Source organism: Luteibacter sp. 9133, from assembly GCF_000800155.1.
Lineage (GTDB): Bacteria > Pseudomonadota > Gammaproteobacteria > Xanthomonadales > Rhodanobacteraceae > Luteibacter > Luteibacter mycovicinus.
On record NZ_JUHO01000001.1, the window covers coordinates 2417662 to 2435698 of the forward strand.

At 66.3% G+C, this 18037-nt stretch carries 16 protein-coding genes and 1 pseudogene; 1 reads left to right on the top strand and 16 read right to left on the bottom strand.

All coding sequences use genetic code 11. The features are described from left to right. Nucleotides 1–105 precede the first annotated feature (105 nt). From FA87_RS19925 to yidA, 9 genes and pseudogenes are all read right to left on the bottom strand, one after another. The gene (locus FA87_RS19925) at nt 106–546 is read right to left on the bottom strand and encodes a hypothetical protein (RefSeq protein WP_052191292.1); all 441 of its coding nucleotides are present in this window, start codon (nt 544–546) and stop codon (nt 106–108) included. Between the two features lie 6 nt (nt 547–552). After that, complete coding sequence (locus FA87_RS10415; RefSeq protein WP_036112678.1) at nt 553–813, bottom strand: hypothetical protein; 261 nt, start codon at nt 811–813, stop codon at nt 553–555. A 162-nt stretch (nt 814–975) separates the two neighbouring features. Then, nucleotides 976–1593, bottom strand: a pseudogene (locus FA87_RS10420) (DUF2589 domain-containing protein); the annotation flags it as partial. 69 nt (nt 1594–1662) lie between these two features. After that, nucleotides 1663–2184: a DUF2589 domain-containing protein gene (locus FA87_RS10425; RefSeq protein ID WP_043694418.1), complete on the bottom strand. Its 522-nt coding sequence runs from the start codon at nt 2182–2184 to the stop codon at nt 1663–1665. Between the two features lie 3 nt (nt 2185–2187). After that, a complete protein-coding gene (locus FA87_RS10430; protein WP_043694419.1) occupies nt 2188–2748 on the bottom strand; it encodes a glycosyl hydrolase 108 family protein in 561 nt (186 codons plus the stop codon). Nucleotides 2749–2865: 117 nt separating this feature from the next. Next, nucleotides 2866–3510, bottom strand: coding sequence for a response regulator transcription factor (locus FA87_RS10435; protein ID WP_197062403.1), 645 nt, complete (start codon nt 3508–3510; stop codon nt 2866–2868). Nucleotides 3511–3833: 323 nt separating this feature from the next. Further along, nucleotides 3834–5375 (bottom strand): cation:proton antiporter, encoded by a 1542-nt coding sequence (locus FA87_RS10440; protein ID WP_043694421.1) that lies wholly within the window; start codon nt 5373–5375, stop codon nt 3834–3836. 138 nt (nt 5376–5513) lie between these two features. Next, nucleotides 5514–6110, bottom strand: coding sequence for a hypothetical protein (locus FA87_RS10445; protein WP_051943558.1), 597 nt, complete (start codon nt 6108–6110; stop codon nt 5514–5516). A gap of 79 nt (nt 6111–6189) precedes the next feature. Beyond that, nucleotides 6190–7005, bottom strand: coding sequence for a sugar-phosphatase (gene yidA, locus FA87_RS10450; protein ID WP_043694422.1), 816 nt, complete (start codon nt 7003–7005; stop codon nt 6190–6192). 151 nt (nt 7006–7156) lie between these two features. On the opposite strand from yidA, the gene FA87_RS10455 reads away from it, so the two are divergent. Continuing rightward, nucleotides 7157–7465, top strand: coding sequence for a hypothetical protein (locus tag FA87_RS10455; protein WP_036112669.1), 309 nt, complete (start codon nt 7157–7159; stop codon nt 7463–7465). Between the two features lies 1 nt (nt 7466). Here the strand turns inward: FA87_RS10455 and FA87_RS10460 are convergent, their stop codons facing one another. The 7 genes from FA87_RS10460 to FA87_RS10490 form a co-directional block, all read right to left on the bottom strand. After that, a complete protein-coding gene (locus tag FA87_RS10460; RefSeq protein ID WP_036112666.1) occupies nt 7467–8795 on the bottom strand; it encodes a replication-associated recombination protein A in 1329 nt (442 codons plus the stop codon). Between the two features lie 83 nt (nt 8796–8878). Then, complete coding sequence (locus FA87_RS10465; RefSeq protein ID WP_043694426.1) at nt 8879–10240, bottom strand: DUF3999 family protein; 1362 nt, start codon at nt 10238–10240, stop codon at nt 8879–8881. Then, nucleotides 10230–12620 carry a DUF2339 domain-containing protein gene (locus tag FA87_RS10470; protein WP_239709061.1) on the bottom strand — a complete coding sequence of 797 codons (2391 nt, stop codon included), beginning with the start codon at nt 12618–12620 and terminating at the stop codon, nt 10230–10232. Before FA87_RS10470 ends, FA87_RS10465 begins: the two co-directional genes overlap by 11 nt. A gap of 679 nt (nt 12621–13299) precedes the next feature. After that, on the bottom strand, nt 13300–13950 hold the full coding sequence (gene lolA / locus FA87_RS10475; protein WP_036112657.1) for an outer membrane lipoprotein chaperone LolA: 651 nt from the start codon (nt 13948–13950) through the stop codon (nt 13300–13302). Nucleotides 13951–13981: 31 nt separating this feature from the next. After that, nucleotides 13982–14410 (bottom strand): hypothetical protein, encoded by a 429-nt coding sequence (locus tag FA87_RS10480; RefSeq protein ID WP_036112654.1) that lies wholly within the window; start codon nt 14408–14410, stop codon nt 13982–13984. Between the two features lie 7 nt (nt 14411–14417). Next, entirely contained in the window at nt 14418–16697 is a 2280-nt protein-coding gene (locus tag FA87_RS10485; RefSeq protein WP_197062404.1) for a DNA translocase FtsK, read from the bottom strand. Between the two features lie 98 nt (nt 16698–16795). Beyond that, nucleotides 16796–17860 carry an alanine dehydrogenase gene (locus tag FA87_RS10490; RefSeq protein ID WP_043694435.1) on the bottom strand — a complete coding sequence of 355 codons (1065 nt, stop codon included), beginning with the start codon at nt 17858–17860 and terminating at the stop codon, nt 16796–16798. Nucleotides 17861–18037 lie beyond the last annotated feature (177 nt).

An 18037-nucleotide genomic window follows, 5' to 3' on the forward strand; every position in this document is an offset into this window, starting at 1 on the left:
TCCGTACGGCGCTGCGGCCGCGACGTAACCGTGGAGCAACCTCGGTGCTAGCGATCAGGGCGCTTTGCCAGGCACTCGACACGCGCAGGCCGGAGAGTCTGTCCATCAGGACGCTCCCGCCTGGGACACGACGACCGGACGTCCATCCAGCGACACGTCGGCCCGCCAGGCGTCGGCGGCACGAAAGCGGATCACCATGCGGTGCAGGGGGCGTCGCCGGAACCAGCGAGGCGGGGGTGGATTCATGTCGATGATCAGTGCATCGGCCGCACCGCGCACCCGCTCGTAGCGCAGGCGACAGTCGAACGCGACCGACAGTTCGGTGACCTGCGGCAGGCGCGGATCGCGGAACCAGCTCATCGGTATCACCACGGAATCCAGCGTCGCGTCGTCGCGGGGACCGCGCGGGATATCCACGTGCAATGCCTCGTTTCCGGCACGGTCGTGTTCGTAATGTAAGCCCCGGCGACGGCGCAGACCGTCATTGGCCGCCTCCACGGAAACACGCAACGCGAACAACAACTGATCGAAGCTGCACTCGGCCATGGCACCCTACCCCTCGGTCATCCACGACGGCTTCCGCGGAAAGCCCACGTGGTAGCAAAGCCACTGCAGCACGACCTGATGCTCGCCGACCTGCAGAATGGTGAAACTCTTTTCCGTCCCGATGATCGAGCCTTTCGGCGAATCGGTGAGGCAGCGATTGAGCAAGGCGCGCGCTTCTTCCACCTGCGCCTCCGTACTCATCTGGTTGGGGTTGTCGCTGCCGACAACCACACGCTTGACGAACTTGACGTCAGTCAGATCGAACATCACTGGGTCTCCTGGAGAGAATCGCGACGGCCTTGCGGACGCCGCGACTCGAGGTATGGAACAAACCGCTTACGGACCCGGGCCCGGACCCGTTGCCGGAGCCGGAGCAGGCGCCGGAATGGCCGCGGGTGCGATCTTGGTCTTCTTCGGCAAGGCGTTACCCGGCACGGCCACCGGCGCGCCGACCTTGCGCGGCGCGCAGGCGGTCTGCAGGATGTCCAGCACGCGCGACAGGCCTTCCGGCATGCCACCGTCTTCCGCGTGTACTTCGACGTGATAACGCGCCGAGTTGTCGGACTTGCGGGTGTTTTCCTTGTGGGTGGCGACCGAACCGGACACCTTGGCGGAGGCCTTGAAGATGCCCCAGCCAATCGACATTTCGGCGCTGAACTCGCCCTTCTTGTCTTCGCTTTCGGTGCTGCTGAAAGACGACTTCACTTCCATGTCGAAGGTGATGTCGACCTTGGTGATGCTGAGGCTGGGCACCTTGACGATGGCCAGCAGCGGCACCACGATCTCGACGTCTTCCTCGGCGGTGCCGCCCTGGACATTGGGATCGTCGACAGGACGCTTGAAACGGAACGTGGCGGTACGGGTATCGCCCACGCCATTGGGATCGTTCGCGGCCGGCGGCAGAAAGCCGATGACCTTGATGAAATCCGCGGTGGCCTGGGCCAGCTTGACCTGTGCTTCGCAGGCGGCGCTGAGCGGCGAACCGATCAGGTCGCCCATGGGCAGACCCTTGAACTGACTCGACATGTTGACGAGTTCGTCAGCCATGATGTGACTCCTGGTGAGATGTGACGCGACACGCGGAATGCGCGTCGCGGTTCAGCGCGACCGACGTGTTCAGTCGCCCGGCTTGAACGTCTTGAAGACCCCCTGGGTCTGCGCGAGGTGATTCATCAGCCGCGACGCGCCGTCGGTCGGCTCGCTGCCTTCCACGCGCAGCACCACGTGCACGGACCCGCCGCGACGATCGCTGCCACCGACCGAGGGATCGACCCGCAGGTGGGGCCGCGACGCGGCGCTCACCCCCTTCCAGCCGGGCTCATGGGGCGCGTCGTCACCCGGTGGGTCGCCCTCGATCAGCGGACCGAGGTCTGCGTCGAAGGTGATCTCGACATCCTTGATGCGCAGCACGTTGGTCGAGACCAGGGGAAGGATCGGCGCCCGATACAGGTCTTCATCGTCCTCACCGGCCTGCGGATGCAGGGACGGCATGCGGATGACGACGCTCTTGGGCCGGTTGTCCTCATCGAAAAAATCGCTGAGGTGGGAGATCTGGTGTTGCTCGATGCGGTCCTGCGCATCGACCACCGCGCCGGCGATGGCTTCGATCAGGGTATTGAGCGAGGTCTGCGCGGCCATGGCTCAGGGACCTCCCGTGGCGGCTTGCGGCAGATCGGGAAACGAGTCGACGCGGTTGAGCCAGCCTTTCAGGAACTTGCCCAGCCCCGGCCGCTGGGCGACGAGGTTCTTGTAGTAGTCCTTGCGACCCTGCTTATACGCGGTGTAAACCGCGACGTTGTCGACCTTGCCCAGCGCGGCGAGCGTACCGGCACCGATGGCGCCATCGACCGCGATTTGTGGGGTCACACCCTGCGCATTGAGCACGCGCTGGAGCAGCCTGGATGCGTTAGCACCGGCGTTGACCTGAAAGTCGAAGACGATGTTCGCCAGATCCTGCAGCGCGATCTCGTCGCCGCGCACCTTGTCCCAGTACAACGCCTTGTAGATCCTGCCCGCGTCCGCGTCGCTCAGCGCACGCAGGTTATCGAGCGTGGGCTCGACACCGAGAAGGCGTTTGGCGCACTGCTGAAACGTGCCCAGCGTGATGCCTTTGTTGGTCGCGCCGCCCGGATCCGCGGGGTCGTTGACGAATCCTCCCTCATGTTTGAGTAACGTGGGAAAGAAGCTATTGAAGTCGGCCATGGTGTGAGCTCCTGAAAAGACGCGGTGGCGTCCGTGGAGTCACTATCCGTGGGTAGCCGCACTGGCGGCATCGGCAAAACACTGAATCGCGCGGTCGCCGTTACTGACCTGGGGGACTCACGGATCGAGCGTGGTGAGCCCTTCGCGCAAGGCGTATCGCGTGAGCTGCGCGATGCCGTTGATGCCCAGTTTCGCCATGATGTGTTCCCGGTGCGTGCCGACGGTCTTGATGCTGACGTGCAATCGCTCGGAAATGTCGCGTGCACTGAGCCCTTCGGCGAACAGCTGGGTGATTTCGCGCTCGCGCGCACTCAGCGCTCCTGTCGTCGCAAACGACGGTCCATCCTGGCGACGCAGACCATCCACCATCAGATGCCCTATGTCCGGACTGATGAAGTAACGCTGGCGCATCACCGTATCGATCGCCTCACGTAGCACGTCGAAACCGTCGCGCTTCAATACGTAGCCATGGGCGCCAGCGTCGAAGGCGGCGCGTACCCATCGGGAATCCTCGTAACCGGACAGGCAGAGAAGCCGGGTTTGTGGACAGCGTGGTGCGATCCGCCGGATCGCTTCCAGACCACTGAGTCCGCGCATGGCACAGTCGAAGACGATCAGCCCTGGCTGCTGTCGCAACGCCAGGCGCACGCAGTCGCGACCGTCCGCGGTACTGCCGATCACCTGGTAGCGCGTGGAGTGACTCAGCAGCGCCGCCACACCGTCGCGCAACAGCGCCTGCTCGTCCGCAAGCAAAACCGACACGGGCATCATGCGAGCCGCCCACGGCAAAAGCCGCCATCGATGGCGGTGAAATGATGCTGCGAATCCATCGTCGGTCCCCCGATTGACTACCCTTACCGGCGGACGCTTCGCTGCCGGCTGGCGGCCACGGGTGCTCCCGGTGGCCGCGCCACGACGGCACGGCCGCAGCGTGCCGTCGCGTACACGGGGTCGGGTTTGGGACGCAGGTAATCGCCAGGCATGACACGATCCGGTCGGTGGAAGGAGTGGTCACGGTATGTCGTGACGCCCCACCAGCCGTATCGGCCAAATGCTGATTTTTCGAGCCGAAGCCGCTGCGGCGGCTAAGCCGTACCGATGCGCGTCGCTTCCGGGGGAAGCACGGTCAGTTCCCGCCAGTCGAGTTGCTCGAGCAGGAAGTTGTAATCGTCGTCGCTTAGCTGAAATTCCAGACGGCAGCGTTCGAGCTCCGCCCGCTGCGCGGCGATGGCGGCGAGCGACAAGGCACAGTGCCGCTGATGCGCATCGCCGCGTGGCGGCTCGTCCAGCGCGTCGACCTCGATGCGGAACAGCGCCGCCAGCCGCGCGCCCTCTTCACTGGCTTCGTCCTCCAGCCGATGCAGGGCTGCCCGGGCCAGACCGCGACGGACCGCAACGAGCTCGCGCTCGGTCACCGCGCGATGATCCAGCCCCAGCAGCCGGATCATCGGCGCGAGGGTCAGCCCCTGCACCACCAGCGTGGCCAACACCACGCCGAAGGCGGCAAGGACCACCGTGTCCCGCTGCGGGAACTCCGCCGGCAGGATGAACGCCGTCGCCAGCGTCACCAGCCCGCGCATACCGCACCACCCGGCCAGCGTGGCCTGCCGCCAGGTGGCGGGCTCCGCCCGTCCCGAACGACGGCGGTACCACGCCACCGCGCGATTGAAGCCCAGCGCGACGACCAGCCGGACGACCACGACGATGGCGATCACCAGCCCGGTGAAGGCGAGCGCGTGGCGCAGGTGCTCACCGCTCATGTCGCCGATGATCCGCCGCGCCTGCAGGCCCATCAGCAGGAAGGCGAGCACATTGAGCACGAACACCACGACGTTCCACACCGCGTACGACTGCACGCGCATGCGCGGCGAGGTCGGTCGCGCCGTACGCGATGCGAGCGTCATCGCCAGCGCCACCACGGCGAGCACGGGCGATACGTGAAGGTGCTCGGCGATGATCCAGACCAGAAAGGTGTTGACGAACTGCAGCAGGTTACTGTCCAGCGCGCCCGTGACCAGCCGGCTCATGTACGGCATCAGCCAGGCGGCGACCATGCCGAACAACACACCGCCGGGCGCCGCCAGTGCGAATCCGCCGACCTGGGCCGCCGTGAGTCCGCCGGACATCTGCGCGGTCAGCGCGGCGCTGAACAGCAACAGCGCGGCCGCGTCGTTGAACAGGCTCTCTCCGCGCAGGATCGCGTCGGTGGCGCGCGGAATCGCCATGCCGGAGAGTATCGCCGTGGCCGCCGCCGCGTCCGGCGGCGCCACGATCGCACCGAGCACCAGCGCCGCGGCGATCGGCAGGCCCGCGAACGCCCAGCCCACCCACGCGACCAGCAGGGCCGTGATCAGCACCCCGCCGAGCGCGAAGATGACCAGCGGGATCCAGAAGCGCCTGGCGGTGGTCACGGGGAAGTCGAACGCCGCATCCATGAGCGCCGGCGCGATGAATAACGGCAAGGCCGTCCGCGGATCGATCGGAAAGTCCGGTGCCCCCGGCAGAAGCGCCACGCCCACGCCCGCCAACGCCAGCATCGACGGGTACGGCAACGACAAGTGCCGCGCCACCTGCAGCAATACGATGGCCGCCAGCAGCAGCAGAAGAAGGCTTTCGAATAACGTCACGGGCGAGACTTCCCCAAGTCGGTCCGCGCAGGCTACCCGGCAATAACGCTCTTGGGTAGGAGTCGGCCGTGCTGGCGATTGCGGGTTGCCTTGGTCAGCTGTTCTTCGTGCGAACTGGGTCGCGCGCGGGGCGCGCTCCTACAGTGGGCCGGTGGGATCCGGGCCTGCTGGCGATACCCCCCGCCTCAACCACCATCCGATAGAGGCACCCGCCAGCAGCCACCCGAACGCGATCTCCAGCAGCGACCCCACCGTGAACGCGTCCGGAAACCGGTACCAGTTCCAGTAGGGCACGCTGATCGACAACCAGCTGAAGACGCCCATCGCCAGGCCAAGCACCAACCCGCGCGTCACTCCCACCCCGGCACGGATCATCACCAGGGCGAGAATCCATGCCCCGAGCGTGTTCGTCACCCACTGATGAAACAGGTTGACGCCCATCTGCATGGAATCGCGCCCATGCGGCTCATAAACGATGAAAGCGAACGGGCTGGCCACCGCCTTCGCGGAGAACGCGGCGCGGGCCTTTTCATCGTCCGCGGCACCCCTGTCGAAGTGCGGCAGCACATAGATGCCAGCCTCGGCCGGCAGGCCTTGCTTCAGGGAGGCAATCACCCTGTCTTCGTCCAGTGGCGCCCGCATGGACATCTCGCCCAGCGGTAACACCATGTGCGCGAACGCACCCCAGAGAAACATCACGAGACCACCGATCAGCGTTGCCATCGCGATACGCATGAGCCGTCTCCACCCGGGCTGTTGGTCCGAGCGTACGACTCGTCAACGCACGATGGTAGTGGCTTTCGGCAGGGGTTCTTCAGTGCCTGTCGAGCACGTATCGCTCGATGGCGACGGCCACGCCGTCCTCGTTGTTGCTCGTCGTGACGTGGTTCGCCACGGCCTTCACGGTGTCGATCGCGTTGCCCATCGCCACGCCGACGCCCGCGAATTCCAGCATGACCAGATCGTTTTCCTGATCGCCGATCGCCATGATGCGATCGCTGGGGACACCCAGGTGCGCGGCCAGCGTGGCCAGTGCCCTGCCCTTGCCCGCGTCCGGATGCAGGATCTCGAGAAAGTCGTAGGCGCTCTTGACCACCGTGTAACGCTCCGTCAGTTCCGGCGGCATGTTGGCGATGGCGCGATCGAGCACGGGACCGTCATCCACCATCATGAACTTCCGGAAGCGCCACGCCGGGTCCAGCTGTTCGATGGAGCGGTAAAGCAACGGCGTGCGTGAGATGTACGCGTCACACACGGTGTGCGAGCTGATGTCCGCGTTCGGCGTCATCATGCTCCGCTCGTACAAGGCATGAAAGTGCACACCCAGGTCGCGCGAGACTTCTTCGCAGTAGATGAAATCGTCGTAGCCGAGGGTCGTCTCGGCGATGATTTTCGTGCCTGCGGCGTTCTGCACGACCGCACCGTTGAAAGTGACGCAGTAGTCGCCTTCCCCGTTCATGCCGAGCTCCGCGAGGTATTCCTCGACACCCGAGAAAGGCCGGCCGGTCGCCAGCACGATGCGGATGCCCCGGGCGCGGGCCGACGTGATGGCCTGCTTTACCCGCGGCGTGATTTCGTGCGCGGCGTTCAACAGCGTGCCATCCATGTCGATGGCAATCAGATCGATCATCGGGGAAAGTCTCAACGGGGATGCGCGGTATCGTACCGCAATGCAGCAAATACCGTCGTTAAGGTCGCGGGGGACGCCCTGAAAAAGCGAGCCCTCAGCCTCCAGCGCCACGTATGCGCGAAAGTCACAGTTCCGGGAGCATCTTTTTACGATGTCCACCCAGTCCGCCCGCAGGAACAACCTTCGTGCACTCGTTGCGGATCTGCAGCAGCAAGGCGTCGAGGACTGGGACGAAATCGCGCGGCGGGTGGGATGCACCGCCGGCGCGGCGCGGCTGAGATCGATGCTGAGGGAGGGGTTTATCGGGTCGTGGTTCTCACACTGCCTCGAGCATTCGCTCAATAAACCCAGGCGATGGCTGGACGAGGATCGCACGGTGCCAGCCGAACGTGCCGCGGAAAATGACGCTCTCGAGATGCCGCAGACGACTGACCGCCAGGACTCCCGTGACAGCGGGTGAACTACTTCCGCGTCCGGGCTTCCGCACGCGCGGCGCGTAACGCCTCCAGCTTTTCGCGCAATTTCGTTTCCAGTCCGCGATCGACCGGCTCATAAAAGGTCGTCCCCACCAGTTCATCGGGCAGGCACTGCTGATCCAGCGCAATGCCACCTTCGACGTCGTGGTCGTACTGGTAACCGGTGCCGTAACCCAGCCCCTTCATCAGCTTGGTCGGCGCGTTGCGCAGATGCATCGGCACGTCGAGCGTGCCCATCTGCTTCACGGTGGCCCTGGCCTTGTTGTACGCCATGTACGCGGCGTTGCTCTTCGGCGAAATGGCCAGCCAGATCGCCAGCTGCGCCAGGCCCAGCTCGCCCTCGGGACTGCCGAGGCGCTCGTACGTATCCCACGCATCCAGCGCCATGCGCCACGCGCGCGGCTCGGCCAGACCCACATCTTCCACCGCCATCCGCGTCATGCGCCGGGCCAGATACAGCGGATCGCAGCCCCCGTCGAGCATGCGCGTCAGCCAGTAAACGGCGGCATCCGGATCGGACGAGCGCACGGATTTATGGAGGGCCGAGATCTGGTCGTAGAACTGCTCGCCGCTCTTGTCGAAACGACGCGTGCGATCCGCCAGCACCTGCTCCAGCGTCGCATCGTCGATCCGGCCGTTTTCGGCGAGCTCGGCGGCGATTTCCAGCAAGGTAAGCGCACGACGTACATCGCCATCGGCGGCACTGGCGATGAGTTTCAGCGACGCTTCGTCGACATCGAGTTCGAGATCGCCCAGACCGCGTTCCTTGTCGGCCAGCGCGCGATGCAATGCGGCCACGATATCGTCCGGGCTCACCGCGTCCAGCACGTGCACACGGCACCGTGAGAGCAACGCGGAGTTGAGCTCGAACGACGGGTTCTCGGTGGTCGCGCCGACGAAGATGATCACGCCCCGCTCGATATGCGGCAGGAAGGCGTCCTGCTGGGCTTTGTTGAAGCGATGCACCTCGTCGACGAACAGGACGGTGCGGCGCCCCTGCGCGAAGTTGCCTTCCGCCTCCGCGAGCGCCTTTCGCACGTCCGGCAGGCCGCTCATGACAGCGGAAATGGCGCGGAAGTCGGCGTCGGCGTACCGGGCGACCAGCAGGGCCAGCGTGGTCTTGCCACACCCCGGCGGTCCCCACAGGATCATCGAATGGACCTTGCCTGCCTCCAGCGCACGGCGCAGCGGCTTACCCTCGCCCGCCACCCGCTGCTGCCCCACTATCTCGTCGAGGGCACGCGGACGCATACGCTCGGCCAGGGGCTTCAGCGCTTCGGGTTCGGCAAAAAGGCCGGGGGACTGAAAAGACATGGGACTCGCGGGAGGGAGTGAAAGTCCATTATCGCGCGTCAGGCGTGCAGATGCGCTCAAGGCTTCTGAGCCGCCCTTAGCCCTCAACCCTTGCCTTCGTCCTCGCCACCCGCGTTCGGCTTCCGCAGCAAACTGCCCGCCATCCCTGCAATCAAACCCGCCCCCAGCAACAACACCACCCAGAGCAAAGGCCGGGTCCAGTCGAACGGCGCCGCCGGCGAACTCAGCGCTTCGCGTCCACCCAGCTCCTGTCCGGGACCCAACGTCGTTTCGTCAGGCCGCCACGCCGCGCCTTCGCTCTTACGCAAGGCCGTCACCGCATCGCCCACGGGCCATGACGGACGCCGCTCGCGCGCACTGCCCACCAGCAACCGATACGGCCCCTTGCCTTCGGGCAGGAAGACGAAGCGATCCGCCCGCCAGCCCACCGAAAGATGCGGCGCTTCGCGCAGCGGCGTCGCCGAATGCAGACGCAGCAGATCGCGACGACGCGCATTCACCTCGAGCGGCCGACGACCTTCCGTACCATCCGGGGTGACGACGAGCGTGCCCAGCGCCTCGCTGCTCATCGTGCCCTCGACCGCCGATGCATCCAGACGGGCCACGCTGTCGCTTTTGCCCAGCGTGACGCGCACGGAGTTCACCGGCAACGCGGCCGGCAAGCGATAGTCGTAATCGACGCCCTGCCCGCTGCTCTTCGTGTCGCCGACGGGAACATCCAGCCAGAGCAGCTTCGCTTCGTCCTTTGCCGCCGCGTCTTCGACACTTCCCGACAAGGTGACGGACGACGTGCCGTCGACCGCCCACGGTGCTTCGCCGCTCATCACACGGACGCGGTAGTAACGCGCCGGCGAACCGGACAGTTTGATCACGCGCGCATCCACCGCGCCATCGCCCTTGCCGAGTGTCACGATCGATGCGCCGCGCACGCGTGTGTTCCAGTCCTGCAGATCGTTACTGGTATCGACGTCGACGCCGAGGTTCACGTCGTGGTCGATCGCCGCGAACTCCAGGCGCTCCGGCGCGATCGCCGAGCGCGCGTCGAACAGCCAGACGCGCGGCGTGGCCGTCGGCGCCACCGGACCCGGCTCGATCACGATATCGCCGTTGGTGCTGCGCTGGATGCGCGCACCAGGCACGCCGTCCACCGCGGCGGGCACGGCGCGCAACGGCGCGTCGAGCGTCACGGGATGCGAGGTCGGCGCCGCGGCGGTATACGGGCCGGCGGCGACCTGCCGCCCCTCCGCATCGACCACGACGACATCGGCGAGCCCGGCATCGCGCGATGCCCAGGCGTACGCGTCCTGCGGCAGTTCGACGAGGTAGGCCTTGCCACCCTGCGGCGCGACGATCGGCCAAGAATAGGCGAATGCCTCGGGCGCCTCGGCACGGGCGCCCACGGCAAACAGACCGAGAACAAGCAGACAACCCACATCACGACGCATGCGGTGACTCCGGAGCGATGACCGCGCCCTCTTTGGGCGGCGCGGGAGCGAGATAGCCGATAACCGTGCACAGCAGGCCATAGGCGATGAAGGACGCGATGCCGAACAGGTTGCCCAGATGTCCGCGATCCACCAGCAGCAGCTTCAGCAGCACCACGGCCATCGTGCCCGCACCGGCCATCCACAGCAGGCGCTGGCCGCGGCGCGAACCGAGCACCCAGGCGACGACGCCGATCACGCTCCAGACCACGGTGAGCGAGAGTTCGGCAAGACTGGACGAAGGCATCGACGAATCCCACGGCACGCCGCCAAGGTGATGCACGGCGCGCAGCGTCATGCTGGTCGCGACGATGAAGAAGGCGACCGCGAGCGCAGCGGGCCGCGTGCGCCTGATCGCCGGCGGAACGGCCTCGTCGGAAATCGCACGTGCGGTAAACAGAAGCACCGCGATGAGCAGAAGATCCAGCGGATTGAGGACGGGAACGAAGGGCAACGGCTGCGGGCTGCCCGCGGCGGTGAGTGCGATCAGGCCGACGACGGCCATCGCCAGCACCATCGCGCCCCCGACACTTACGCGGATTTCGCGTAGGTAAATCGCCAGCGGCGACGCAAGCAGACGAGGCCACCACACCGTGATTGCCGCGACCAACAGGGTCGGCACCGAACAGGCGACGATCTGCCAGCCCTGCCCCACGCCCGCCACATGATCCAGCGCGAGCCCGATGGACAAGGTGAACAGGGCCAGCCAGCGAAGCCACCAGACGGTGCTGGTCGCCACGCCGGCGACACGGTGCGTACCTTCGCCGCGCATCGCGAGCCAGCCGGTCACCGCCATGACGACGGCTGCACCCAGGGGCCAACCGGCGAGCCATTGCACTCGCTCGTTGGCGCCTTGCAGCACGATCAGCAGCGAGAACAGGAAGGACAGCGGCACCGAGAATGCCAGCACGGCGCCGAGATCCAGCTTGCGTGTCCGCGGGCAGGCTTCCGCGAGCAGCCAGCCGGTCACGCCGACCAGCGCGAGCCATGCGGCATCCACGTTCGCCGGGATGCGTGTGTCACCGGCATCGCGCACGAATCGCCCGATTTCATTGCCGAAACCCACGAACCACCAGAGGCCCGCCCAGAGCAGGAGACCGACGCGCGCGAGACTGGAAACGCCCCGGGACGTGCCATGACGATCGAACTGCCATACCCCCACACCCGCGCCGACCACGAGCAGCAAGCTGCCGATGAACTCGGGATTGAGGAAGGCGGTGTCCCGGTAGCGTGTGCGGAACGCAAGAGCCAGGCACCAGGCCACGCCAGCGACAAGTTGCAGGAACACACCCGACCAGCGCGGCAGCCGACGTCCCTGCCGGAAGCCGAGCCAGGTCAGGCCCGCGCCTTCGAGCGCGAAGACACTGGCGGTCACAGCCGCACTAAGCGCCAACGGCACCGCGATCGTCGCGAAGGCCACGGCCAGGACGGCCCAGGTTTCACGCAGCAGGCCCATATCCTCGCGTTTGCGGATGGCGAACGCGATGGCGATATAAAGGCCCGCGGCGATCAGCGCGGAGATGGCCAGCGGCATCGGTTCCCAGTCGAGCAACGCGCCCTGCAAGAGCAGGCTGGCGATCGGATTGCCGAACATCAGGCAGCCGTCGAGGATGACGCGGCGGCCCTTCGGCGAACGCAGCACGTGCAGCCACGGCACCACGAGAAAGAGCAGGAAGTGGAAGATGAGGAACGGCTCGGTGCTTTCGAACAGCGACGGGCTGTACTTCAGCGCCCCCCAGGCCGTGCCGACCCCGAAGGTGGCGACGAAGCCGAGCACGTTGAGCACGCGCCACGCCTTTTTCCATGCGATGCCGAGAATGCCCAGGTTGAGCACCGCGTAATAGCTGAAAAGCGCGACGTGATTGCCCTGCCCCGACGATGCCATGATCGGCGCGGCGAAGCCGGCGATCAGTCCGAGCACGGCCAGCGCCAGCGCATCCTGCAGCACCGCCAGAACACCCATACCCGCGACGAAGATCAGCAGCAGTGCGAACGTCGGACCCGCATCGAGCAGACCATAAAGTCGGTACGCGGCGAACACGATCATCACCAGCACGCCCAGGCCGCCACCCTGCAAGGCCAGCCCGAACGAACGCCGCTTCTCGCGCTGCACCCAGCCAAACGCTACGCCAGCGATCGCCACCAGCGCCACGATGCTCAGCCGTACCGATACCGGCACCCGGAGCAAGCCGTTATCCGAGGCGTATTTCAGGAACGCGCCCACGCCGGCGATCAACACCAGCATGCCGACCTTCACCGGCACGTTACCCTCGGTAAACCAGCGCTTACCCGCCTCGATCCACCGATCGACCAGTGAAGGCCCGGCTGGCTCAACGGGCACGGAGGGCTCGCGGGACACTGCCGGTTCACCCGACGTCCCAGGCTCTTGCCTGGCGCCAACCCTGTTGGCTATCGGCGCCTGCGAAACGGCCCCAGGCACCGACAAAGGCACCGGCGGCGGCCGTGAAGAAAAGCCCCCCGGCTGGCCCTCCGGTCCCGCAACAGGCACCGGAGGTCGCGGCACCCGCACCGGATCGGCGTCAGGCCAGTCCGCCGGCGTCAGTGGCTTCGGCGTCGCAGGCACTGGCGTCGCGGACGTTGACTCCGCCGCGCCCGGACTCACCGCATCCAGCCGCGTCCGCAGTGCATCCAGCTCATCGCGAAATTGCGACTGCCGCCCCAGTAACCAGCCGATGACAGCCCCCGCGACGGCGCCGGTCCACCCCTGATCGACAAGGGCGCCGATCACCGCGCAGACAATGGCCCAGATGACGTACATACCGTTGGTCTCTCCGTAACATCCTGTGTGACGGGCGGAGTCTGGCATGAATGCCAGACGGGTAGGAGCGCGCCCCGCGCGTGTAGGAGCGCCCCCCCCGCGTGTGTAGGAGCGCGCCCCGCGCGCGAAAAGCCCACAGAGCGGTGAAGCCGTACCCTTCCTGCTTCCTCGCGCTGTTGGCTTTTCGCGCGCAGGGCGCGCTCCTACAGCGCGGGTCGCGTCCCGGAGGGGGTGATGCGCGCTATTTCACCGGCTGGGTCTGCAGCACCGGGGCGTCTCCGATCACATCGGTGCCCTGCGGGGGGACGAACTCGAACGTGCTGGCCGGCACGGCGGGGTTCTTCTGCCATCCGGCGAACGAAATCTGCGTCGTGTTGCCGAGCTGGTCCTTGAAGGCCATGCGGGCGAGGCCGCTGGCGTCGAACCCCAGATCGGCGAAGTCGAACTGAGGGTCCTTCGACGTGGACTGCAGGCGCAGCCAGACCAGGCCGTCGTGCTCACCCTGCTCGGTGACCTTGAAGTCCTTGTCCATCTGCGACAGGTCGGTCAGCACCGTGAGCGGGCTCTGCGCTTCCTCGCTGCTCTGCTTGCGCACCGTGACCTGCTCCAGGTCGGGGTCGTAGAGCCATACGCGGCTGCCGTCGGCGACGATCGTCTGCTTGTACGGCGCCGTGGTCTCCCAGCGGAACTGGCGCGGAGCCTGCAGCGCCAGCGTGCCGGAGCTGACCTTGCCCTGGTCGCCATTGGCGTTGGCCAGGGTCTGGCTGAAGCGGCCGGTCAGCGAGTGCAGGCCCTTGGAGAAGGCATCCAGGCGCTCGCGGGCCGCGCCGGTGGCGGCGAAAGTCGGCAGGCTGAGGAGGGACAGCGTCGCGGCGAGCAGGAGGCGTTTCATGGGATGTCTTCCGTAGGGTTCGGCGCGATTGTCAGCGATCGGTTTCGAACAGCGACTTAAGCATGTCGATGGCTTCGCCCGGCGAGATCTCGCCAGCCTCCATCTTCTCGCTGATGTCGGCGATGGCCTTACCGTCGCGGTGCCAGAAAGGCGCGTCACGGGTGGCCGTATGCGCGGGGCGCGCTTCCTGACCCAGCACGACGATCTCGGCGATCTCGGTCTGCTCGGCGAAGATCACTTCCAGCGCGTCGTCGACCTCGGCGGTGTGTCCGCTCGGGTACTCGCGAGTGACGAAGCACGCGCGGCCGTCGTCGGCGCGCAGCTCCAGACCCGGGATGGACGGATTGAGTTCGAACACGCTCGTGACTTCGTCGAGCACCTCGGCCGTGGGCACGAGGTCGCCGGTGACGAGCAGGCTCCAGGGGCGCTGACGTAGCGCGCCCGGCTTCATGGTGTTCATGGGGCGATTAATCCTTGGGGGGCGGCGGCGCCAGCACTTCACGGTTACCGTTGTGCTGCGGGGCGCTGACGATGCCTTCCTGCTCCATCTGTTCGACGAGGCGGGCGGCGCGGTTGTAGCCGATACGCAGATGACGCTGCACGCCGGAGATGGACGCGCGACGCGTCTCCGTCACCACGCGCACGGCGCGGTCGTAGAGAGCGTTGTCGCTGTCGCCGTCACCGTCGGCATCCTGCGGAAGACCGGCGTCGTTGATGATCTTGCCATCGGCGGTGGACTGGACTTCTTCCAGCACGCCTTCGATGTAGTTGGGCGCACCCTGCGCACGCAGCCACTCGACGACGTTGTGCACCTCGTGGTCGTCCACGAAGGCACCGTGCACGCGCTCCGGCGTGGCCGTACCCGGCGGGAGGTAGAGCATGTCACCGTGACCGAGCAGCGCTTCCGCGCCGGACTGGTCGAGGATGGTGCGCGAGTCGATCTTGGACGACACCTGGAACGCGATACGCGTCGGGATGTTCGCCTTGATCAGACCCGTGATGACGTCGACCGACGGACGCTGCGTGGCGAGGATCAGATGCACACCCGCCGCACGCGCCTTCTGCGCCAGACGCGCGATCAGCTCTTCGACCTTCTTGCCGACGATCATCATCATGTCGGCGAACTCGTCGATGATGATGACGATGTGCGGCAGCGGCTCGAGCGGATCGGCCGTCATGGACGGCATGTCGGGGTTGGCGCGGAACAGCGGGTCGAGCAGCGGCTGCCCGCTGTTCTCCGCGTCCTTCACCTTCTTGTTGAAGCCACCGAGGTTGCGCACGCCAACCGCGGCCATGAGCTTGTAGCGGCGCTCCATCTCGGCGACGCACCAGCGCAGCGCGTTGGCGGCTTCCTTCATGTCGGTGACGACCGGCGCCAGCAGATGCGGGATGCCTTCGTAGACCGAGAGCTCCAGCATCTTCGGATCGATCATGATCATCCGGACGTCCTTGGCGCTCGACTTGTACAACAAGCTGAGCACCATGGCGTTGACCGCCACGGACTTACCGGAACCGGTGGTACCGGCGACGAGCAGGTGGGGCATCTTGGCGAGGTCGGTGACCACGGCCTTGCCGCCGATGTCCTTGCCGAGGGCGAGCGCCAGCGGCGACTTCACCTGGTCGTAGCGCTCGGAACGAAGGATTTCCGAGAGGTAGACGATCTGCTTCTTGGTGTTCGGGATTTCCAGGCCGATGACGTTCTTGCCCGGAATGACGTCGACCACGCGCACGCTGACCACGGACAGCCCGCGCGCGATGTCCTTGTCCAGGCTGGAGACCTGGCTGCCGCGCACGCCCGCGGCGGGTTCGAGCTCGAAGCGGGTGATGACCGGGCCGGGATAGACGCCGACCACACGCGCCTCGACACGGAAGTCCTTGAGCTTCAGCTCCACCTGGCGCGACAGCACCTCGAGGGTTTCCTCGGAGTAGCCAGGCCCCTGCGGCGGCGCTTCGTCCAGCAGCGACAGCGGCGGGATCTCACCCTCGATGGATGCGCCGGTGAACAGCGGGATCTGGTTCTCGCGGGACGCACGCTCGCTCTTGACCACCATGGGGGTGGGCGTCTCGATACGTACGGGCTCGCGTCTGGCCTGCTTGACGGCCTCGGCCTTCTTCACCACTTCGCGCTCGGCGCGTGCGGTGCGGGCCGCCATGACGTCCGGCGCGCGGCGCATCTTGCCGCCGAACCAGCCGCCCAGTCGCACCACGCCCTGCCCCGTCAGGTCCATGAGGCGGAACCATGACAGGCCGGTGGCGAGGGTGACGGCGATGAGGAACAGGGCCAGCAGCAGCAGCGGCGCGCCCTTGTCGCCGAACGCGGCATGCACGCCGCGCCCGACCCACTTGCCGACGATGCCGCCCGGGCCTTCCGGCAACACGGGCGAATCGACGTTCAGATACACCAGCGCGGGGCCGGTGATGAAGAAGAACACGAACCCGATCAGGCGCAGGGACGGCTCCCACGGGGCGACGTTGCGCTCGCCCCGCTGGCGGATCACCTGCACGCCGAGGGCCAGCAGCAGCAGCGGAAAGAAGTACGAGACCAGGCCGAAGATGTAACGGAGCAGATTGGCGATGTTGGCGCCGACCGCACCACCGAAATTGGTGGCGTGCTCGGCGACCCCCATGTGGCCCCAGCTCGGGTCCTGATCGTTGTAGCTGATCAGGCAGACGAGCAGGTACAGGGCGAGCGGGAGCACCAGAAGGGCTCCCGCTTCGCGCAGGCGACGCTTGAGTTCGTCACTCAAGCCTTCGCGTTGGGCCTTGATCTGCGTCCTGGCCTGTTTCTTGACGACTTTCGCGCTGCGCGCCACTTAGCAAACGACCTCGGATCGGGTTTTCGGCATCATGCCACGCCCTGAAGCGCCGGGTGGACGAGCTTGCCGCCCTCGATATTGATGCCGGCGGCCAGCGGAGCGTGATCGCGCCACGCGTCGCCGGCGGCCAGGCGCTGCACGTACGGCAGGATGGCGGCCGAAATGGCGGTCGACGAGGTCTGCGGCACGGCGCCCGGCATGTTGGTCACGCAGAAATGCGTCACGCCGTGGACGTCGTAGGTCGGCTCCTTCCAGGTGGTCGGACGCGAGGTCTCGAAGCAGCCGCCCTGGTCGATCGAGATGTCGACGAGCACCGAGCCCTTCTCCATCGCCTTGACCATATCTTCCGTGACCACGCGCGGCGCCTTGGCGCTGGGGATCAGCACGGCGCCGACGACGATGTCGGCGTTGCGGACTTCTTCGGCCACCGAGGACTCATAGGCGTAGAGCGCGGTGACGTTGGGGCCCATGGCCATCATCTCGGCCAGACGGTCCTGGCGCTTGTCGAAGACGACGACGTTGGCACCGGCCGAGGCGGCGAGCGCGGCGGCGTTGCCACCGGCGGCGCCCGCACCCAGCACGACGACCTTGCCGCGCGGCGTGGACGCCATGCCGCCCAGCAGCTTGCCCTTGCCGCCGTTGGGCTGGTGCAGGAGCGTGGTGCCGATCTGGGTGGCGATGCGGCCGGCGATGACGGACATCGGCAGCAGCAGCGGCAGCACGCCGTTTTCGTCGACGGACTCGAACGCGATACCGGTCAGGCCGATATCCAGCAGGCTCTTGGTCAGCGCCGGCTCGGCGGCTAGGTGCAGGTAGCAGAACAGCAGGTGGTGCTTCTTGAGCAGCTTCAGATCGCCTTCGATCGGCTCCTTGACCTTGACGATCAGCTCGCCCTTTTCATAAAGGGCGGCGGCGTCGGGCACCACGGTGACGCCCAGCACGGCGTAGTCGGCGTCCGTATAACCGGACTTGGTGCCGGCGCCGGACTGGATGAAGACCTCATGGCCACGGCGGACCAGATCGGCCGCGGCGGCCGGAATGAGGGCCACGCGGCCTTCGAGGGTCTTGGTTTCGGAGGGGATACCGATGCGCATCTTGAGGAGGATCCTGAATGAACCGAGAGAAGTCGGACGAACAAAAGCCACCATGCGGGGACATGGGAGGCACCATCATGAAGCGAATGTCTTGAATCGCACCCTCGTCTTCCCCATTCTTCCGGGTCGACAACGATCTTGCGCAACCTCGAAACACGTCGCAGCAAACCTCAAGGA